Origin of the sequence: Neobacillus niacini, assembly GCF_036961885.1 — a bacterium.
Classification (GTDB): Bacteria; Bacillota; Bacilli; order Bacillales; family Cytobacillaceae; genus Neobacillus; species Neobacillus niacini_H.
In genome coordinates this window covers 134,114-154,379 of the sequence record NZ_JBALNQ010000010.1, presented here as the reverse complement: position 1 = coordinate 154,379, position 20,266 = coordinate 134,114, and the positions used below count along the sequence as shown (strand labels likewise).

The window sequence follows — 20,266 nt, the reverse complement described above, 5'->3', positions numbered from 1 at the left end:
AGGAATGTATGATGAAAAATGAAAAAGGTTTTACACTTGTTGAAATGATGATTGTAATGTTAGTTATTTCGGTTCTATTAATTATTACAATACCAAATGTTGCTAGACATAATACAAATATTAACAACAAAGGCTGTGAGGCATACGTAAAGATGGTTCAAGCCCAGGTACAGTCTTATATGCTTGAAAATAATCAAGTTCCTACTATGGAACAACTTAGTTCAGGGGAGTATTTAAATGCAGACTCAACCGGTTGTCCAAATGGAACAAAAGTAGTAACGATCGATTCAGAAGGAAAAGTAACTGCTGTAGCCAAAACTAATTAATGCTTCACAATCAGAAGGGTTTTACCTTAATTGAATCATTGATTGTTCTCTCCATCCTTTTAATTATTTCCTCGATAACAGCCTTTAATATTAAACCACAATACACTTCAGCAAATGAAAAGGCATTTATTTCCCAGTTAAAAGCAGATTTATATTACGGACAACAATATGCGATATCCCATCAGATGGAAGTAAAAGTTAGCTTCTTTGAGCACGAACATAGGTACACAATCGTAGCAGGCAGTAATCGAATTGTCGAAAGAAATCATTCTCCAAATATTAGAGTAACTCAAGGCACGATCCCGTTATTTTTTAAATTTAATCCGACCGGGAATGTGGATAGATTCGGATCACTCTTTATTCGTACACCAAAAAAACTATTAAGATTAACCGTTTTGATTGGAAAGGGACGGTTTTATGTTATCGAAGAATGATGGATTCTTTTTACTGGAGCTCCTATTATCCTTGTCAGCTTTGTTCATGCTCTGTGTATTTTTTATACCTTTGTTAGCAGATTTAGCCAATCAATACCAACAACTGGTAAGAGATAAAAAGGCTAGTCAACTGCTATTTGAAGAACTACAAAATAACTTATTGGAAGACAGATCAAATTCAACATATTCTATCCTTCATAATGGGATTGAATATCAGGTTTACTGGAATCAAGCGGCTAGTGGTGGACAAAAGGAGGTGTGCGTAAAAGTTGATGAACAAACATGGCTCCCTCGAACTCAAGTCTGTGGAGTGCTCGAATGAAAAGGCCTTTACGCTTCTCGAAGTGATATTTGCACTCTCTATTTTTACAATAATTGTATTTTTTATGGTTCCGTTGTTTCAAATTATGTTAGAAAATAAAGATATAAATGGAAGACTTCAGGAGATGGAATGGGATGTTTTTTGCAGTCAGATAAAAAAGGAAATCCGAATTAGTTCTAAGGTGGAGGTAATTTCAGGCAGGTTAGTGCTAACGAATAATAATGAATCAATTTATTATGAGAAATATGGCAGTAATATAAGAAGGCGAGTAAACTCTACTGGGCATGAAACGTTATTGCAAAATGTATCTTTGGTTACTTTTACAAGAATCAAGAACTCGGTAGAAATTTTTGTAGTTGATGTTTGGGGAAAGGAATATCGTGTTGTGGTGCATTCTTATATTAAGTGGGTTTAGGCAAATGAGGAAAAATGAAAAAGGATTTACATACCCATTGACTTTAGTTGTGCTGATCTTATTTTTAACTGTCTTCTCCTTTCGTGTAGAACAACTGTTAACTGAAAGGAAATTAGCTCGTGAAACAGCTGTAATACTTCAACAAGATTATTATTTTCATTCTTCGACAAAGAAAATAGAAAAATTAATGGAATCGGGTATTGTTTTCCCAGCTAAAGGCTCGTTTACCTATTTGAAGGGTAAAATGGAGTATCAGGCTGATAGTCCAATTGGAACAGTCCAGAAAATTAACTTCACCCTAAAAATGAACACAGGGGAAACGGTGATAGGACGAGGTTTTTTTGATATTGCTTCCAAGAAAATGATAAAATGGACTGAAATTAATTAAAGGTTCTAGTAATTAGCAGTTTGAAATGAATTCACATGGACATACTTTTAGTGAAAAGATTAAGGCAGGTGTGTCCATGAAAACAAATGATTATGTAAAATATATGACGCAAACCTTGGTTAAATATGCGGACCAGCCAAAAGATGAACGAAAACGACTGCGAGAAGAGCGGAAGTTAGCAAAAGCATCTTTTTGGTATCGCTGGTTCGGTATTCTCCCTTATATTTTTTATATTGAAGTTAAGAAGAAAAGAAAAAGGTAAAGAAGCAGATCCAAATCTGCTTCTTTACCTTTTTTTGTCTAGCTCCAGCAACAAGCCTATTCCGCTTTTCTTGTTATACGGCTCTATCGGTTAAATAAAACAACCCACCATTAATAAACGATATATTTATTTTTGGCTCATACTGATCCTGTAATGCCTTTTTCTCGGTTTGATAATTTTCATTATCACCCTCTACATCTTCGTAAAAATGATCGAGGAGCTTTAAATCCTGCTCCCAGCGCTTCCGTGCATCCTCTGCCCAAGAATGGTCATCTTCTTTAATCATTGCCTTCAGATAGGTTTCAATCCTTGATAGCCCACTTTTGGGTCTTACAAGCGGTGATAAAGTAAAGGAATAGTCTGGTATTTTCGGAGTCAGCTGAACATTCTGTAGAATATCATCGAATTCCTCCACCATTTGTCCATTAATTAGCTGTAACCCAATCGATTTATAAATATCCCGTTTACGGTCGCATTGATAGGATATCTTAACATTCATACACAGCCATGGCATTAACGGAGTTTGTTGATTGTTATTTTGATGATTTTCATAAAGCCTAATGTAACTTGCAAGCTTTTTTGTTGATTGAAAAATTTGGTGCAGTCGTGGAGAACCAAAATGTATGGTTTCACCCTTTATATTTTCATTTGCAATTTGTGGGTTTGTAATAAATGTCAGCTTCATGGGATTTGGAACTCCACCAGTTTTTTCTAAGTAATGCCAATAAAATGGCCGATTCATTAGTTCCTTATCGAGCTCGATAGATAACTGTACAGTTATGTAACCTGGGCCATTCTCTGTTATTTGACATTCGTTAGCTTGAAAATAACGAATGAGAAAGTTATGAATTTCCAGCTGCTGCATGTGAGCCTTCCTCCTTAATATCTTTTGCTAAATCAATCATAGATGTAAGGTTTTCCATCTTAATTCGCATTTCGCCCTCAGAGCAGGATTGTCCAAATATATCAATTAAATGATCTTCAATATTTCCGAAGTCTAACTTTGTTAATATATCATCTAAATCGCCAATTACTTTTTCAAATAACTCAATTTTTTCATATAGAAGCTTTAATATATGTTCTTCAACTGTGTTCTGGATCGCGAAATTATAGATCATCACGTCCTTTTCCTGACCGAGACGATGAATCCTCCCGATTCTTTGCTCAAGTCTCATTGGATTCCAAGGTAAATCAAAATTAATAATATGATTACAGAATTGCAGGTTAATTCCTTCCCCGCCAGCTTCGGTCGCAATTAAAACCTGTGCATGCTTTTGGAAAAGCTCGCGCATCCAGTCCTTTTTGCCGCGTTTAAATCCGCCGCGGAACGGGACAGAGGAAATCCCGTTTTGCTTTAAATACCATTGCAAGTACATTTGGGTTGCCCTGTACTCAGTAAAAATAATGACTTTATCATTAATTTTTTGGATTAATTCCAATGCCTTTTCAGCTTTTGAATTCGTTTGGACTGCTTCAACTTTAGAAATTAAATATTGAATTTGATCTTCAAATGCCTGTGTTGGATTCTCCTTTTTTTGCAGCATATTTTTGAGAGTATAAAAAACAGCCTCACGACTGCTACATGCTTCTCGCTGCAAGGTCATAACAGAAAAAGCGCTTGTTTGTATCCAATCCCCTTCGCTTTTTAAATTGGTAATGGCTTCATATAATTCTTTTTCTTCCCGAGTACATTCAATTGCAATCGTTTCAACATGCCTTTTGGTCCATTCAATTCCCGTATCGGCACGACGATTTCGAATCATTACCTTATTTACCAGTTCTTTTAAATGCTCATTATCATTTAAGGAGCGGGCGTCCCGTTTATATTTATCAAAAAATACGGATTCACTTCCTAAATGCCCTGGTTTTAATAGTGAAACAAGATTAAAGATTTCCTCAATACGATTTTGAATCGGGGTTGCAGTGAGGAGCAGACAAAACTTCTTTTTTAAATTTTGAACAAACTCATAGTTTTTTGTCTTATTATTCTTAAGCTTGTGGGCCTCATCAATAATAATTAGATCGTAGTCCAGCTTATTGATAATATCACGATGAGGAGTCCGCTTAGCTGTATCAATAGATGAGACGACAACATCACACTGCTCCCAAACATAGCTTTTCCTTTGGGAAACGGCGGGAATGAAAAATTTACTATTCAGTTCATATGACCACTGTGTCACTAAGGAAGCGGGCACGAGAATTAGAACCTTTTTTACGAGTCCACGAATCATGTATTCTTTCAAAATGAGACCAGCTTCTATAGTTTTACCAAGCCCAACTTCATCAGCAAGAATAGCTTTTCCATTCATATTTTCAATCACTTGTTTTGCCGTTTCAAGTTGATGTGGAAGCGGGGTCAGGTTTGGTAAATGATTTGTTGCTTGTAAGCCTTCAAATTCAGGGATAATTAGATGTTTTTCCACTCCAACTGCGAGTTTAAAAAGTTCCCAATTTCCCCATGGTCCATCGTTCTCAATCCTATGTAAAAATTCATCCTGCCAGGAGGAATCAAATTCTATTTGAACATTCATGGTTTACGCTCCTTTAGCACAAAAATTTATTGCTGAATGCTATCATTTAATGGTAGGATGGATGTAGCTTTTGAAAGTTTAAAATATTGTAATAAAATATTTTTTTATGGATGTATATTTTAGTATGACCCGATTCTGAAATTATTATAATGCGGATGATGGCAAGGGGAGAGACTACAATTGTAGCGCCGAAGGAGCAAGCACACTGTGTGAATCTCTCAGGCAAAAGAACTCTTGTTTGACGCAGCTCTGGAGAGTGCTGACTATTAGAGAGCAGCCACCAAAGGGGAAAGCCAACTAAGGTAAACTTTCAGGTGCAAGGACAGAGACCTTCTTTTTGAAAAGGGGAGGTTTCTGTCCTTTTTTGTTGTTTTTTGCACTTAGAATCAGCAATTGGTAACAATGAATGAAAACATCTTTGTTCAAAGGGGGATTAATGATGACTGAATTAAAACGCACTCCGCTATATGAAGTATATAAGGAATATGGTGGAAAAACGATTGATTTCGGGGGCTGGGCACTGCCTGTCCAATTCTCAAGTATCAAGGAAGAACATGAAGCTGTCCGCACAAGAGCAGGTTTATTCGATGTTTCTCATATGGGAGAGATCATCGTCACGGGACCAGACAGTTTAAGCTACTTGCAAAAGATGATGACAAATGACATTTCAAAAATTAAAAATGGTGGAGCACAGTATACAGCTATGTGCTATGAAAATGGTGGTACTGTTGATGATTTGCTTGTATATAAAATAGAGGACGAGCATTATTTATTGGTTGTTAACGCCTCAAATATTGATAAAGATTATAAATGGCTGGAAGAGCATTTAGATGGGAATGTTTCGATAGATAATCAGTCAGAAAAGATGGCACAATTGGCCCTGCAAGGACCATTAGCGGAAAAAGTTCTTTTAAAGCTTGCCAGTGATAGCGATGTAAGTGGAATTGGCTTTTTTAAATTCCAACAGGAAGTGAAAGTTAACGGTAAAAATGCACTTGTTTCACGAACTGGTTATACCGGAGAAGATGGATTTGAAATCTATTGTGATTCAGCAGATGCTGTTGAACTTTGGAAGGCAATCTTATCAGCTGGAGAAGAGGAAGGTGTTGTACCATGTGGCTTAGGTGCCAGAGACACGCTTCGATTTGAAGCGACTCTTGCACTGTATGGTCAAGAGTTATCACCTGAAATCTCCCCATTAGAGGCGGGAATAGGCTTTGTTGTTAAGTTAAATAAAGAAGCTGATTTTATTGGAAAAGAAGCCCTAAAGCTGCAAAAAGAAAACGGTGCAGCTAGAAAGTTAGTAGGAATCGAAATGATTGACCGTGGAATACCACGTCATGGATATCCAGTCTTTAAAGGCGAGGAGCTAATTGGTGAGGTAACAACAGGTACTCAATCACCGACCTTGAAAAGGAATATTGGTCTTGTCCTTATTAAAAGCGAACATGCAGTTCTTGAGTCCGAAATTGAAGTTGAAATTCGCGGTAAACGATTAAAGGCGATAGTAGTACCAACACCTTTTTATAAACGAGAAAAGTAGACACGAGGGGAGATTAGGTTTATGAAACATCGATATTTACCTATGACTGAAGAAGATAAAAAGGCAATGCTTGCAACAATTGGCGTTAGCTCGGTGGATGATTTATTTAGTGATATCCCAGAAAAAGTAAGGTTTAAAGGCGAATACAATATCAAAGCAGCAAAATCAGAGACTGCCCTAATGAAAGAACTTTTCAAAATGGCATCCCGTAATGCTGATTTAAAAACAAATGCTTCCTTTTTAGGAGCTGGGGTATATGACCACTACATGCCGGTCATCGTCGATCACGTTATTTCCCGTTCTGAATTTTATACAGCTTATACACCATATCAGCCTGAAATCTCTCAAGGTGAACTTCAAGCAATTTTTGAATTTCAGACGATGATCTGCGAATTAACAGGTATGGATGTTGCAAATTCATCTATGTATGATGGCGGCACTGCTCTAGCTGAAGCAGCAATGTTGAGTGCAGGGCATACAAAACGAAAGAAAATCATCGTTTCAGAAGCCGTTCATCCTGAATCCCGGGAAGTCCTCAAAACGTATGCAAAAGGTCAGTACCTTGAAGTGATTGAGGTGCCAGTTTCTAACGGTGTAACAGATATTAATGCTTTAAAGGCTTTGGCGAACGAAGAGATTGCAGCAGTAATTGTTCAGTATCCGAACTTCTTTGGTCGGATTGAGCCATTAAAGGAAATTGAAGAAATTGTCCATGCGAACAAGTCATTATTTGTCGTTTCAAGTAATCCACTTTCTCTAGGGGTCTTAACACCTCCAGGTAAGTTTGGTGCCGACATTGTTATCGGTGATGCACAGCCGTTTGGAATTCCTACTGCGTTTGGAGGACCACACTGCGGGTATTTTGCCGTTACTACTAAGTTAATGCGAAAGGTACCAGGACGTCTCGTCGGTCAGACGACAGATGATCAAGGACGCCGTGGATTTGTTTTAACATTACAGGCTCGTGAACAGCATATCCGCCGAGATAAAGCGACATCAAATATTTGTTCGAACCAAGCGTTAAACGCTTTGGCTGCATCGGTTGCCATGACGGCCCTTGGTAAAAAAGGCGTACGTGATATGGCGGCTGCTAATCTGCAGAAGGCACATTATGCAAAAACTGAATTTAAAGAAGCTGGCTTTGACGTTGTCTATGAGGGCCACTCATTTAATGAATTTGTTGTGAAATTGAATAAACCAGTAAAAGAGATTAACCAAGCGCTGTTACAAAAAGGAATCATCGGCGGCTACGATTTAGGACGCGACTATCCAGAGCTTGCAAACCATATGCTGGTTGCCGTAACAGAACAAAGATCGAAGGATGAAATTGATATTTTTGTAAAAGAAGTGGGGGATTTGCATGCATAACCAAGACCAGGCACTCATTTTTGAATTTAGTACCCCAGGCAGAATTGGCTACAGCCTCCCTGAAATGGATGTTCCTGAATTAGACCTTAGCAGCCTTCTTCCTGAAGGATATTTACGCAGCGAGGAGCCAGAGCTCCCTGAGGTTTCAGAGCTTGATATTATGCGCCACTACACTGCACTATCAAGAAGAAACCATGGTGTTGATTCTGGGTTCTACCCATTAGGTTCTTGTACTATGAAATACAATCCGAAAATTAATGAAAATGTAGCCCGTTTTAACGGTTTTGCTCATGTTCACCCCTTGCAGGATGAAAGTTCCGTTCAAGGTGCTCTTGAGTTATTGTATGATTTGCAGGAGCATTTAATTGAAATTACTGGAATGGATGAAGTCACATTACAGCCAGCTGCAGGTGCCCATGGAGAATGGACTGGATTGATGATGATTCGTGCCTACCATGAAGCAAATGGAGATTTGAAACGTACGAAGGTTATCGTTCCCGATTCAGCTCATGGAACAAACCCAGCTTCTGCATCAGTCGCAGGTCTTGAAACGATTACTGTAAAATCAAATGAATTTGGTTTAGTAGACCTTGACGATTTAAGAAGAGTCGTTGGTGAAGACACAGCAGCGTTAATGTTAACGAATCCAAATACCCTTGGACTTTTCGAGGAAAATATTGTGGAAATGGCTGAAATCGTCCATGGTGCCGGAGGAAAGCTTTATTACGATGGTGCAAACTTAAATGCCGTTCTTTCAAAAGCAAGACCGGGTGATATGGGATTTGATGTTGTTCACTTAAATCTTCATAAAACCTTTACAGGTCCACATGGCGGCGGCGGTCCTGGTTCAGGTCCAGTAGGGGTAAAAGCAGACTTAATTCCGTTTTTACCTAAGCCAATTATTTCTAAGCGCGGCGACGAATATGTGTTTGATTATGATCGTCCCCAATCAATTGGACGTGTAAAGCCATTCTATGGTAACTTTGGTATCAACGTTCGTGCGTATACTTATATCCGTTCTATGGGTCCTGACGGCTTGAAGGCTGTTACTGAATATGCTGTATTAAATGCAAACTACATGATGAGAAGACTTGCTGAGTATTATGATCTTCCGTTTGATAAGCATTGTAAGCATGAATTTGTATTGAGCGGCAGACGTCAGAAAAAATTAGGTGTGCGCACATTGGATATCGCGAAACGCCTGCTTGATTTTGGTTACCATCCACCAACCATTTACTTCCCATTAAATGTGGAGGAGTGTATTATGATTGAGCCGACGGAAACGGAGTCGAAAGAGACGCTGGATGCCTTCGTTGACATCATGATTCAAATAGCCAAAGAGGTAGAAGAAAATCCAGAAATCGTCCAAGAAGCACCACATACAACCGTTGTCGGTCGTATGGATGAAGCTACAGCAGCTCGTAAACCTATTTTAAGATATCAACAAGCATAGTATAGAAGTTAGTAGAGCCAGATTCTAATCTGGCTCTTTTTTTTTGTGGTGTTGGACGGGTTGATTGTGCCGGTAAATCACACAGAGCTAAAATAGGGGAACAATCAGTTAAAGTATTCGGTAATAAAAAAGACCTCCCTAACTGGGAAGTCCTCATCGACTTACTTTTTCGCTTTTATTTTACCAGACCATTTTTTAAACCCGCCTTGCAGCTGGGTAAGGTCCTTATATCCTTTTCGGTATAACATTTGCGCAGCTCGAGCACTTCGCAAACCGTTTTGGTCATATAGATATACAGGTAGATCTGGACGAAGTTCTTTCAGTCTCATTTTTAATTGAGACATTGGGATATTTCGTGCTCCCAAAATATGCCCGGCATCAAATTCGTTCGGTTCACGAACATCAATTAGTTGTGCCTTTCGATAACCGGCACGAAACTCTTCTTCTGTCACCGTTTTGACAATCTTCTTTTGATAAAAATAGTTGAAAACGGTATAAGCCAAAACTACTAGAATAATGACTATTAGGGGATAAAGTGAATTCAATTTCTTTTTGCTCCTTTCAAGCTTGTTACACTATGTTTTATTATATAAGTCAAAACAACAAAGATAAAGAATAAACGACAAAATATTTTACTTTCCCCTCATCATTATAGCAGAAACAACTTGTTTTGAATTCCTATCAGATTTTGGTAGACTAAAACGAGAGTAAACTACATAAAGATGAGGTTTTTATATGAGTAAAGAAGTATGGCGTTTTATCGATTCTGGAAATAGTTCTCCAGCTTTTAATATGGCATTAGATGAAGCATTGCTTGATTGGCATAGCGAAGGAAAAATACCGCCTGTGATTCGTTTCTATGGATGGGAACCTGCTTCTCTATCGATTGGATATTTCCAAAAGGTTGAAAAGGAAATTGACTTAGAAGCCGTTAAAGCTCACGGATTAGGTTTTGTTAGAAGGCCCACAGGCGGTCGTGGTGTGCTTCACGATCATGAGCTTACATACAGTGTGATTGTTTCGGAAGACCACCCGGAAATGCCTAAAACGGTTACTGAGGCGTATCGTGTTATTTCAGAAGGAATCTTAAAAGGATTTCATCAATTAGGACTAGAGGCGTATTTTGCCGTACCAAAAACAGATGAGGAACGAAGTGCACTTAAAAATCCTCGTTCAGCTGTTTGTTTCGATGCACCTAGCTGGTATGAACTTGTGGTAGAAGGCCGCAAAGTTGCTGGCAGTGCTCAGACAAGACAGAAGGGCGTAATCCTGCAGCATGGAGCTATTCTTTTAGATTTAGATGAGGATAAGTTGTTCAGTTTATTTAAATATCCGAATGAGAGAGTTAAGGAACGAATGAAATCGGCATTCAAGAATAAGGCCGTGGCAATTAATGATATTAGTCCTAGAAGGATAACATTAGAGGAAGCAAAAGAAGCTTTTTATAAAGGTTTTGCAGAGGGGCTTAATATCGAACTCGAATCCTACCAATTAACAGAAGAAGAGCTTGAGTACGTTAATAAAATAGCAAAAGAACGTTATGAAAATGATGAGTGGAATTTTAAAAGATAGGCTCTGTTAATTTATTGTTTTTTAAAGATAAGAATTAAGATAAAAAAATTTCATGAAAAGTTCATGAAGCTTAAAAAGATGAGTAATCAGAGAAAATGGGCCCCATGAAGAGTTCATGAAGCCCAAAAAGAGGAGTAATCAGAGAAAATGGACTTCATAAAGGGTTCATGAAGCCCGTAAAGAATAGTAATTAGGGAAAATGGACTTCATGAACTACGCTATTAAAAAATAAAACAAATCAAAAAATGTAATAGCCAAAAAAAGGCGGACACAATGAGTCCGCCTTAACTGTTATTGCTGAGTTACTTTTTCAATTTCCTTAACATATTTCTCGTACCAGATTTTCCATTCTTCTTTTCGGTCGATTGTCCTTCCGTCTAGCAATGCATGAATAACGTCTAAACATACGTGCCAGCCTGCCAGGTCTCTTGGAGTATGGTCGGTTATTTTCGTAATCTTTTCTTTTAGGACAAATAAACATCCATTAGGTTGGTTAGACAATTCAAAGCGAACGATGTCGTCTCCCCATGTATATTCCAAAACAGCTTGATTTTTTAGTTCTAGAATTTCCATTTCCTCAAAAGTTCCATTTCCCATATCAAACTTAATAACTCCTCCTTCGCGCAACTCATCTACACGAAGCTCTGAAAACCATCTTGGCAGTTTCTCGTTATCTGTTAGGTAGGACCAGACCTCTTCTACTGGATGGTTAAGAAGTCGTTCAAATGTGGCCCTATAGCCATTTTCAATCTTAGTAATACGTGCTAACATCAGTTTCCCTCCCCAATTATTGTCTCTGTTAAGTATACCTATTTTTTAATGAATGGTAATCATATGACTTATATTTTGTTGAGGTTTTACCTACTAAATAAAAATAGCAACCCGCGAAATTTGTTAAATTTTACTGTATTTTGCCGAAATTTAATAGATATCTTATCTTTACTCTTGTTTCTAGTTTATTTTAAGTTTGACAAACTAAATGTTTTTTGTATCAAACACAATATGTAGTAGTGTCGAAAATATTTTCGGTACTATATATTGATTAATATGTTTTATCGTGTTAATTTATTTATATCAAGTCAGCTAGATTTAGCATAACTACTAGAATCTCATACAAGATATAGAATTTTCGAAGGAGTTGTTTCCATGTCTGTAGTTTTTAGACAAAAAATGAATATTGATTTTGAAAGGTTGAATGAGGATATCCACTTATTCCCTCAGGTGCACCCAGTGACCCCAGATATGAAAATAACTCATAAGGGTGTTTCACGTTTGGTCATGTTGGACCGTTACACCTTCAAAGACACTGCAAAAATAACCCTAACAAATGGCGACTTTGTTGTACTCACGATAAAAGAGGATCCAAAATTCCCAGCACGCGGCCTTGGATACATCATGGAGATAGATTGGGAGCGTAAGAAAGCAAAGGTTTTAGTAGACGAGGAATTTAGGGGTGTCCTGGATGACCCAGAGGAGAGCACAACTGGTTTAATTTGGCGGTCTCTTGATGTAATTGAAAAGCCTCTTGAATTGTTCTATGAGCAAATTGCAAAAAGAAATGCAACTGGACTAGCATCTGTTGAGGATACAGAAGAGAAGAGAATTGAGTGGTTTGAAAAGTTTTACAATGAGCTTGTTTCGATGAACTTCATTCCAGCTGGCCGTGTTCTTTATGGTGCAGGAGCAGAAACAGATGTAACTTTCTTTAACTGCTACGTAATGCCTTTTGTTCCAGACTCACGTGAAGGTATTTCAGATCACCGTAAACAGGTAATGGAAATTATGAGCCGCGGCGGCGGTGTAGGAACAAATGGATCGACATTACGACCAAGAAATACTTTGGCAAGAGGCGTAAATGGAAAATCATCTGGTTCGGTTTCGTGGTTAGATGATATTGCAAAATTGACGCATTTGGTTGAGCAAGGTGGATCCCGTTAACTCACTCCAACGGCGGGATTAAAATCTCGTGAATTGCTGGAACACCCTTAGAGCCTTATCAACCACAACGTGACTGGCAACGGTGAGCGTGAAGGTCTGAAAATGATAAGGATTGGGCAATCAGCAGCGAAGCATCTTTGGAAACGAAGATGAACGTTCAACGACTATTAAAACTTCCTAATTCTTACCTGAAAAAATTCTTTTTAAAAAGGAGATATTTCTATGGTAGAAACGGAAGGAGTAAACCATAATGGCCGGCAACGACGCTATGGGGCGCGAGACAAGGAAGAATTAATTCGGAAAATTAAATATCTCCATAATTGTGGTTTTAGCCAAGTAGACATTGCCAAAAAGTTAAAATTAAATCGTGGTACTATTAAACGTTGGAATGATGAGCTTAGCTTCTTCAAAGCAAGAACACCTGGAGAAGCAGGTAAGCTTAAAAATAAAGTTCATAAATATGATGAAAACTTCTTTGCGTCTATTAAAAATCCAAATCAGGCATATATACTAGGTTACATTACTGGTGACGGAACAATAGTTGACCGAGGCAAATCCAAGAGACTGGTTCTTGCTTTAGCTGAAGAAGATAATCAACTTATTTATGATATTGCTAAAGAATTCAACATGCAACACAATGTTAAATTTCGAAAAAAAAATAAAGTAAATGAACGGAATAAATATTCTTTAGTAATAAATTCCACGAAAATGTGTGACGATTTAATTAGACTCGGTATTGGTCCAAGGAAAACTGGTAAAGAAAAATGGATATCCTTTCATGATGATAGACTAAATTGGTCCTTTTTAAGAGGTTTTTTCGATGCAGATGGGCATATAAGAGTCTATGAAAGAAATGGATATCTAAAAGCAAGACTTGGATTTACTGGCAATGTTGAAATGTTAAGATCTATTTTAAACTTTCTAAAATCAAAGGGATTTGCAAAAAATGTAAATTCAATTACTGAGAAACAGGGTTGTTCCGATTTATACCTTAGCAGTGTAATTGATATCCAGTTGATTGGAATAGAAATGTATAAAGATGGAGATATAAAGTTAAATCGAAAATTTGAAAAGATATCTTCCTTGATGATATAGTTCTGATCTCATGTGAAAGCATGAGAGCTAGGCAGAAATGACCTAGCCACTCGAGTTTGAGTGTAACAAAAAAGCGTGGAGCACAAATGATAATGTTGGCGGATTAATTGAAGGTGCACTAGTCCGCGTCATTCAGAAAATGAATGACTAGAAAATCGGGTGAATTGCAGGAAAATCCTTAGAGACTTGCAAGCTACAACGTGACTGGAAACGGTGAGCGTGAATGCTTTAAAAATTGCAAGTATTGGACAATCTGCAGCCAAGCGTCATAGGGTAAAGGTTATGGCGAAGGTTCAACGACTAGAGAGTGAGTCCCAACAATAAACTCTCATAAGCGCCCGGCCCCTACCAGTTTTAAGCTGAGGGTGATGATATAGTCTAGTCCGTCTGTCTTAAAGGGGCAGAGTAAATATCCTGAAAGGGACGGTAAGTACGTGGCATCCAGATATTATTGAATTTATTATCTCAAAAATGCAAAACCCTAGAATTCTACGATTTTTAATTGAAAATACAAACGATGAAACCATTAAGAAACATGCTAAGGACAAACTTAAATTCACTCCATTAACTGCCCAGGAGACGGCAATGTACCAAGGTATTGTGAATTATAAACACATTCCTGGACTAGGTGGTTTCGGTGAAGAAATCATTGCTGAGGCTGAAGAAAAACTTCAAACAGGCGGTAACTATACTGTTCATAATTCAGAATTCCTAACTGGAGCGAATATTTCAATCTGTTTAACAAAGGAATTTATGGATGCTGTTGAAAATGATGGTGAGTATGAGCTTCGTTTCCCATATGTTGAACATTATAGTAAAGAGGAAATGAAGAATTACAACGAAGAATGGCATAAAGTAGGAGACGTTCGCGAGTGGGAAAAACTTGGCCACAAAGTACGAGTTTATAAGAAAATCCAAGCAAAAGAGCTATGGAACCTTATTAATATTTGCGCAACCTATTCAGCAGAACCGGGGATATTCTTTATCGATAATGCCAACGACATGACAAATGCAAAAGCTTATGGCCAGCAAGTCGTAGCAACAAATCCGTGTGGCGAACAGCCTCTCGCACCTTTTTCTGTTTGTAACCTTGCAGCTGTTAATCTAGCAGAAATGGCTGATAAGGAAACTAAAACAGTTGATTTTGAAAAGTTAAAGAAAACAATAGCAGTTGGAGTTAGGATGCAGGACAATGTTATTAACGCAACACCATACTTTTTAGAAGAAAATAAAAAGCAAGCACTTGGAGAGAGACGCGTTGGTCTAGGTGTTATGGGACTGCATGACATACTAATCTATTGTGAAACAGAGTATGGTTCTGAAAAAGGTAACCAACTTGTTGATCAGATTTTTGAAACGATTGCAACAACTGCTTATAAAACATCGGTAGAGTTAGCTAAAGAAAAGGGAAGCTTCCCATTCTTAACAGGTAAAACTCAAGAAGAAACTAACCGTCTTCGTCAGGCGTTTATTAACACTGGTTATATGAAGAAAATGCCTGAAGACATTAGACAATCTATTCTTGAGAACGGAATTCGTAACTCACACCTATTAACTGTTGCACCTAAATAACTTGGGCTTTTATGTGGTGACACATAATCGAAACCTCTTTAATTGCTGGGACACCCTAAAGCTGTTTCAACCACAACGTAATTGGTGACAATAAGCGTGATGGTTTGAAAATGAAACAGATAATACAATGGGCAATCAGCAGGCAAGTTATCTTATTTAGTAGTAAGATAAAAGCTTCAACGACTAGAGCGGCAGCTCGTACCTCGCAAGCGATTGGCGTGGGAAATAGGAGGGCACTCTTTGAGTGTTTGATATAGTCTATCCTTGTGTGAAAGCACAAGCAGCTTATAAGCGGTATAAAGAGTAGCGTCTTTATATGAATAAAAGAGACAGGATCTACTGGTACAATGGTGGGGGTTTCAACAGGACTCGAGCCTTACTTCTCCTTCTCATACTTCAGAAGTGGGCGTTTAGGTAAGTTTATTGAAGTAAAAGCAGATATTGTTCAAGAGTATTTAAATGCAAATCCAGAGGCAGAACCGGAAAATCTTCCGCATTGGTTTGTAACGGCTATGGAATTAAAACCGGAAGCCCATGCAGATACACAATGTGTCATCCAACGTTGGATTGACAGTTCCATCAGTAAGACCGTTAACGCACCAAAAGGTTATAGTGTAGAACAAGTAGAAAAGGTATATGAGCGCCTTTACAAAGGTGGAGCAAAGGGTGGTACGGTCTATGTAGACGGTTCACGAGATACTCAAGTTCTAACACTAAAAGCAGAAGATAATCATGTTGATGACACATATGATCAAAAACATACTCATACCCATACAACTAATAAACCACATGTTGTATTAATCGATACGATTAATGATTTACGGTCAACTTCTGTTACGATTGGTTCAGAAGTAGGCGACACATGCCCAGTTTGTCGTAAAGGGACAGTCGAAGAAATTGGCGGATGTAATACTTGCACAAACTGTAACGCTCAATTAAAATGCGGTTTATAATAAAATATATTTATAAAGATTACTTTTAGGGAGTCGGCTTAAAGCTGATTCCCTATTTTGGTTCTCACAGATAATTTTAAGACTAAGTGTAAGATTGAAATACTTTACAGAACATACGTTTCTGTTTTATAATAATATTAGGCAAAAGTTCCAATTCATAAATTTAATTCTTTTAGAAAACAACTGATATGGATATATGGAAGTCATGAATATTTCATAAAATATAAATTTGTTTCTAAAATTATAAGTGGAGGGGTATTAATGGGTAATTAATAAGGAAAATAACTCAATGTTTAATATTAGAAGTTATCCCCAGTATAATAGGTTTGAATTATGTGAATGCGTTATTTGCCAACGTGAGTTTCCCTCACCCTTAAGGTATTCAAAGAGATTATATTCCTGTAGTGATTATTGTGAGAATGTTAGGAATAGTATGGTGAAAACAAAAGGATTTTATCGTCTTTGTAAAGTTTGTGATAAGCCAATTTGGGTTATGGCATGTCATTCTAAAACAAAGTACTATTGTTCAAAAGCATGTAAAAGTCTGAGCCAAACATTCAGTCATTCCTCAATTTCAAAGCATCTAAAGACAGGTAGTAAAAAATACTACGGACCAAATTGGATACAGCAAAGGAAAAGGGCAAGAAAACGTGATAGCTATACATGTCAAAATCCATCTTGCAGAACAACTGAAAAAGAATATGGGCAGGAATTATCAGTTCATCATAAAGTACCATTTGTATTTTTTAATGATTATTTAGAAGCAAATAAATTAGAAAATCTCATTTCTTTATGTGAATTATGTCATAGAAAAGAACATGCTGGAGAACAACATCCTTTAAAATTTGCTATGGAGAAGATTATTTTTGAGAATGCATTGAACAGGCCAGGAGTTAAACAGTTGGAAGTCGCAAAAAAGGTTGTCGATTTGTTACTAAACACTGATGAATCTATAAAGGATATATCTGTGAAATCGGGATTATCATATCATAGAGTTCGTTCCATATACAGGGGAGAAAGATGGAAACAATTATATTCTAAACCACCTAGAGAGGTTAGGCCTAGAGCTATGAGTCTAGCTAAAAATGCGGAAACATCTAGGAAAAAGGTAAAAAAAGCTATTTACTTATTACTTAATACTGATTTAAATATGAAGGAAATAATTGAAACAACAGGAGTATCAAAGACAAATCTTTATAGAATTTATAATGGAGAAACAAATCAGGATCTTTATGAAATTGCACCTCGTTTAGTTAGACCCAGAGGAAATATTAATCAATGATTTATAGGTATCATGTACCTATTACCCTACCCGTATATTATATTTTGATTGTCTACTGTACCACCAATACCACCAACAGATTAATGCTATAATTGGTGCTGTTAGTATCAAGAACACTGTTTAGTAAACGTTTGAATATATTCATCCTTTCAATAAAGAATCTTATGGACAAATTACCTAAGACGAACGCATTTCTTACCAAGCGTTCCACATCGTTCGTTATTTATGTCCTAATAGGGGAACCCTCGTTTTAATAACTATTATCCCAACAGACTTATCAGATAACCACCAATGGTTCCAGTAATCACAATGACCCAAGGAGGCAACTTCCAATAAGCAAGCATACAAAACAATATCGCAGCAAGGGCAAAATCAATTGGAGCCAAAATGGAGCTGGTCCAAATCGGATCATAAAAGGCAGCAATTAATATCCCTACAACAGCTGCGTTAACACCCATTAATGCCCCTTTTATTTTTGGATTACGGCTTAAACTGTCCCAAAAAGGTAATGTACCTAAGACGAGTAAGAAAGCAGGCAGAAAAATCGCAATCGTAGCTAGTATCCCACCTGACCAGCCATTAACCACTGCGCCTATATATGCAGCAAATGTAAACAGTGGGCCAGGTACAGCCTGTGTTGCTCCATATCCAGCAAGGAAGGCTTCCTTAGCTAGCAAGCCATTTGGAACAAATTCACGTTCTAATAATGGTAAAACGACATGACCGCCACCAAAAACTAAAGACCCAGAACGGTAGAAACTATCAAACATAGCCACCCAATTGGAGGTAGTGATATCTCTTAAAATAGGAAGAGCAATGAGCAAACCAAAAAATAGACCTAGACATACGAATGCAAATCTCCGGGAAAGCGGAAAATGCATTGCGGATTGAAGAGAGTCTTTCTGGTCCTTGTAGATAACAAAGCCAACCACTCCAGCTAGTACAATTACAATAACCTGTATATAGGCAGTTTGCCAAAGAAGTGTACCTAATAAAGCAAACAAAGCTATTGATTTACGTGGAAGATCCGGCGTTAACTTTTGAGCCATCCCCAATATGGCATGAGCAACAATTGCTACAGCAACAATTTTCAACCCATGAATCCAGCCTGCATCTCCAATATCCATCCCTTGGAGTAAAAGAGCAAAAAGGATAAGTACAATAACTGAAGGAATCGTAAAGCCAAGAAATGCAAATATCCCTCCTAATAAGCCACCACGCAAAACACCAATCCCAATCCCAACCTGGCTGCTGGCAGGACCAGGAAGAAATTGGCATAGTGCCACTAAGTTAGCATATGCCTGTTCATCGAGCCATTTTCTCTTTCGGACATATTCTTCATGAAAATACCCTAAATGAGCGATAGGACCACCAAAGGATGTAAGACCGAGCTTAGTAGAAACGATGAGGATTTCGAATAGTAAAGAATGCTTTTTTTGTTTCATAGATTCTCCTTTTTGCAACCTAGTTGTAGTTAATTTCATTGTAAATGTTTTCGTAAAAGTTTTATATTTATTGTTTGTAAAGATTTATTAACATTCAAGTAAAATCAGTTGTTGCGAAATTGTCGAAATCTCTTCATACCATCTTCATATAATCTGAGTACTATTGATATAGTAGTAATTAGTATCAACTAGAAAACAGGTGGTCATATGTACAATTTAATGAGCCAATTTAGTTCGTTTGTTAGTAAACCGTTTTTTATTATCGCCAATAACTTAGAATCGTGGCCAGTTCTTTTTGCATTGATATTAGGCATTGTAGGTGCGCTGGCACCCTGTCAGCTGACTGGGAATATCAGTGCATTAACGCTTTACGGTAACCGATCCTTTCAAGAAAAAGTCGTTTGGAGGGATGTTATCTTCTTCACCTTAGGTAAAATCGTAGCCTTTTCGTTACTAGGAGGGCTTGTCTGGATTTTAGGAAGAGAAATTCAAGATAACCTAATAACTTATTTTCCTTGGATTCGTAAAATAATGGGCCCATTATTAATAATCGTTGGGCTATATATGCTAGGATTAATAAAAATCAAAGGAACCATTCATTTATTTAGAGGTTCTAAAAAGTACAAACAAGAAACACCGTTTGGTTCATTTATGTTAGGTTTTAGCTTTTCACTTGCTTTCTGCCCGACCATGTTTATTCTGTTTTTTGTAACCCTTATGCCAGTTGTATTGTCTAACTCATATGGTTTTATCCTGCCTTCCATTTTTGCATTTGGAACTGCTTTACCGCTAATCCTGTTTATTTTTATTATTTGGTACTTAGGCGGTGGTGGTGTATTAATGAAAAAGGGAAGAAAATTCGGAGGCATAATCCAAAGAATATCGGGAATCATTCTGTTATTACTCGGAATAATGGACACACTCACCTATTGGTCACTATAAGGAAAAAAGCAAGTATGAACAAATTGTGAAAGTAAGAAAATAATAAAATAAACTTTTACAAAACGCTTTACATAGGGTAGGGGGGTATGGTTAAATGTAAATAAGAACATTACCTCTATTACGAGGTTAACAAAGTTTAATTAAGAAAGGGTGTATATAAATGGAAAAAGTAACATTAAACGTTCAAGGTATGTCTTGCGATCATTGTGTAAAAGCAGTTGAAGGCAGTGTAGGAGAGCTTAGTGGAGTTAGCGCAGTGAAAGTAAACTTAAAAGCCAATACAGTGGATGTTGAATTTAACAATCAAGAGGTAACATTGGATAAAATTAAAGAAACGATTGATGATCAAGGATACGATGTAAAGTAAAAATTAAAACACGTGCTAATGTTTAGCACGTTCTTTTTACAAAAAAATATACCCTAAC

General features: G+C 37.4%; 20 protein-coding genes, 3 pseudogenes and 1 riboswitch. Of the genes and pseudogenes, 18 read left to right on the top strand and 5 right to left on the bottom strand.

Features of this window, described 5'->3' with window-relative positions; translation table 11 throughout:
- Positions 1–11 precede the first annotated feature (11 nt).
- The 6 genes from comGC to V7124_RS05955 all read left to right on the top strand — a co-directional run bounded on the left by comGC (position 12) and on the right by V7124_RS05955 (position 2,147).
- On the top strand, positions 12–326 hold the full coding sequence (gene comGC, locus V7124_RS05980) for a competence type IV pilus major pilin ComGC (protein ID WP_335409042.1): 315 nt from the start codon (positions 12–14) through the stop codon (positions 324–326).
- The gene (comGD, locus tag V7124_RS05975; protein ID WP_335487078.1) at positions 326–760 is read left to right on the top strand and encodes a competence type IV pilus minor pilin ComGD; all 435 of its coding nucleotides are present in this window, start codon (positions 326–328) and stop codon (positions 758–760) included. The genes comGC and comGD overlap by 1 nt, the downstream gene beginning before the upstream one ends.
- Positions 744–1,082: a hypothetical protein gene (locus V7124_RS05970; RefSeq protein WP_335487075.1), complete on the top strand. Its 339-nt coding sequence runs from the start codon at positions 744–746 to the stop codon at positions 1,080–1,082. The genes comGD and V7124_RS05970 overlap by 17 nt, the downstream gene beginning before the upstream one ends.
- The gene (comGF, locus tag V7124_RS05965) at positions 1,033–1,497 is read left to right on the top strand and encodes a competence type IV pilus minor pilin ComGF (protein WP_335409078.1); all 465 of its coding nucleotides are present in this window, start codon (positions 1,033–1,035) and stop codon (positions 1,495–1,497) included. Before V7124_RS05970 ends, comGF begins: the two co-directional genes overlap by 50 nt.
- Before the next feature lie 4 nt (positions 1,498–1,501).
- Positions 1,502–1,885: a competence type IV pilus minor pilin ComGG gene (gene comGG / locus V7124_RS05960; protein WP_335409049.1), complete on the top strand. Its 384-nt coding sequence runs from the start codon at positions 1,502–1,504 to the stop codon at positions 1,883–1,885.
- Between the two features lie 76 nt (positions 1,886–1,961).
- Positions 1,962–2,147: a YqzE family protein gene (locus V7124_RS05955; protein WP_335409051.1), complete on the top strand. Its 186-nt coding sequence runs from the start codon at positions 1,962–1,964 to the stop codon at positions 2,145–2,147.
- A gap of 73 nt (positions 2,148–2,220) precedes the next feature.
- Here V7124_RS05955 and V7124_RS05950 read toward each other — a convergent pair whose 3' ends face one another.
- Both V7124_RS05950 and V7124_RS05945 read right to left on the bottom strand, forming a co-directional pair.
- Positions 2,221–3,012 (bottom strand): YqhG family protein, encoded by a 792-nt coding sequence (locus V7124_RS05950; protein WP_335487072.1) that lies wholly within the window; start codon positions 3,010–3,012, stop codon positions 2,221–2,223.
- Entirely contained in the window at positions 2,990–4,678 is a 1,689-nt protein-coding gene (locus tag V7124_RS05945) for a DEAD/DEAH box helicase (RefSeq protein ID WP_335487069.1), read from the bottom strand. Before V7124_RS05945 ends, V7124_RS05950 begins: the two co-directional genes overlap by 23 nt.
- Before the next feature lie 155 nt (positions 4,679–4,833).
- Positions 4,834–4,922, top strand: a riboswitch (glycine riboswitch).
- A gap of 195 nt (positions 4,923–5,117) precedes the next feature.
- Between V7124_RS05945 and gcvT the strand changes: the two genes are divergently transcribed.
- The 3 genes from gcvT to gcvPB are packed head-to-tail and all read left to right on the top strand — an operon-like array spanning position 5,118 to position 9,042.
- Entirely contained in the window at positions 5,118–6,221 is a 1,104-nt protein-coding gene (gene gcvT / locus V7124_RS05940) for a glycine cleavage system aminomethyltransferase GcvT (protein ID WP_335487065.1), read from the top strand.
- A 21-nt stretch (positions 6,222–6,242) separates the two neighbouring features.
- Positions 6,243–7,589, top strand: a complete 1,347-nt coding sequence (gene gcvPA / locus V7124_RS05935) for an aminomethyl-transferring glycine dehydrogenase subunit GcvPA (protein ID WP_335487061.1) — start codon at positions 6,243–6,245, stop codon at positions 7,587–7,589.
- A complete protein-coding gene (gene gcvPB, locus V7124_RS05930; protein ID WP_335487058.1) occupies positions 7,582–9,042 on the top strand; it encodes an aminomethyl-transferring glycine dehydrogenase subunit GcvPB in 1,461 nt (486 codons plus the stop codon). The genes gcvPA and gcvPB overlap by 8 nt, the downstream gene beginning before the upstream one ends.
- Positions 9,043–9,203: 161 nt before the next feature.
- Here the strand turns inward: gcvPB and V7124_RS05925 are convergent, their stop codons facing one another.
- The gene (locus V7124_RS05925; protein WP_335409063.1) at positions 9,204–9,587 is read right to left on the bottom strand and encodes a rhodanese-like domain-containing protein; all 384 of its coding nucleotides are present in this window, start codon (positions 9,585–9,587) and stop codon (positions 9,204–9,206) included.
- A 190-nt stretch (positions 9,588–9,777) separates the two neighbouring features.
- Between V7124_RS05925 and V7124_RS05920 the strand changes: the two genes are divergently transcribed.
- Positions 9,778–10,614, top strand: a complete 837-nt coding sequence (locus V7124_RS05920) for a lipoate--protein ligase family protein (RefSeq protein ID WP_335487055.1) — start codon at positions 9,778–9,780, stop codon at positions 10,612–10,614.
- Between the two features lie 291 nt (positions 10,615–10,905).
- Here V7124_RS05920 and V7124_RS05915 read toward each other — a convergent pair whose 3' ends face one another.
- Positions 10,906–11,385 carry an SRPBCC family protein gene (locus tag V7124_RS05915; RefSeq protein WP_335487052.1) on the bottom strand — a complete coding sequence of 160 codons (480 nt, stop codon included), beginning with the start codon at positions 11,383–11,385 and terminating at the stop codon, positions 10,906–10,908.
- A 375-nt stretch (positions 11,386–11,760) separates the two neighbouring features.
- On the opposite strand from V7124_RS05915, the pseudogene V7124_RS05910 reads away from it, so the two are divergent.
- The 6 genes and pseudogenes from V7124_RS05910 to V7124_RS05885 form a co-directional block, all read left to right on the top strand.
- Positions 11,761–12,549: pseudogene (locus V7124_RS05910) on the top strand (ribonucleotide reductase N-terminal alpha domain-containing protein); the annotation flags it as partial.
- A gap of 225 nt (positions 12,550–12,774) precedes the next feature.
- Complete coding sequence (locus V7124_RS05905) at positions 12,775–13,647, top strand: LAGLIDADG family homing endonuclease (protein WP_335487049.1); 873 nt, start codon at positions 12,775–12,777, stop codon at positions 13,645–13,647.
- A gap of 426 nt (positions 13,648–14,073) precedes the next feature.
- Positions 14,074–15,213 (top strand): annotated as a pseudogene (locus V7124_RS05900) (vitamin B12-dependent ribonucleotide reductase); the annotation flags it as partial.
- A gap of 116 nt (positions 15,214–15,329) precedes the next feature.
- Positions 15,330–15,476 carry a hypothetical protein gene (locus V7124_RS05895; protein WP_335487046.1) on the top strand — a complete coding sequence of 49 codons (147 nt, stop codon included), beginning with the start codon at positions 15,330–15,332 and terminating at the stop codon, positions 15,474–15,476.
- A 72-nt stretch (positions 15,477–15,548) separates the two neighbouring features.
- A pseudogene (locus tag V7124_RS05890) lies at positions 15,549–16,172 on the top strand (vitamin B12-dependent ribonucleotide reductase); the annotation flags it as partial.
- Between the two features lie 436 nt (positions 16,173–16,608).
- Positions 16,609–17,454, top strand: coding sequence for an HNH endonuclease (locus tag V7124_RS05885; RefSeq protein WP_335487043.1), 846 nt, complete (start codon positions 16,609–16,611; stop codon positions 17,452–17,454).
- A gap of 260 nt (positions 17,455–17,714) precedes the next feature.
- On the opposite strand, the gene V7124_RS05880 is transcribed toward V7124_RS05885, so the two are convergent.
- The gene (locus V7124_RS05880; RefSeq protein ID WP_335487039.1) at positions 17,715–18,899 is read right to left on the bottom strand and encodes a chromate transporter; all 1,185 of its coding nucleotides are present in this window, start codon (positions 18,897–18,899) and stop codon (positions 17,715–17,717) included.
- Positions 18,900–19,106: 207 nt separating this feature from the next.
- On the opposite strand from V7124_RS05880, the gene V7124_RS05875 reads away from it, so the two are divergent.
- Positions 19,107–19,841, top strand: a complete 735-nt coding sequence (locus V7124_RS05875) for an urease accessory protein UreH domain-containing protein (protein ID WP_335487036.1) — start codon at positions 19,107–19,109, stop codon at positions 19,839–19,841.
- Between the two features lie 160 nt (positions 19,842–20,001).
- Positions 20,002–20,208 carry a copper chaperone CopZ gene (gene copZ / locus V7124_RS05870; protein ID WP_335487033.1) on the top strand — a complete coding sequence of 69 codons (207 nt, stop codon included), beginning with the start codon at positions 20,002–20,004 and terminating at the stop codon, positions 20,206–20,208.
- Positions 20,209–20,266 lie beyond the last annotated feature (58 nt).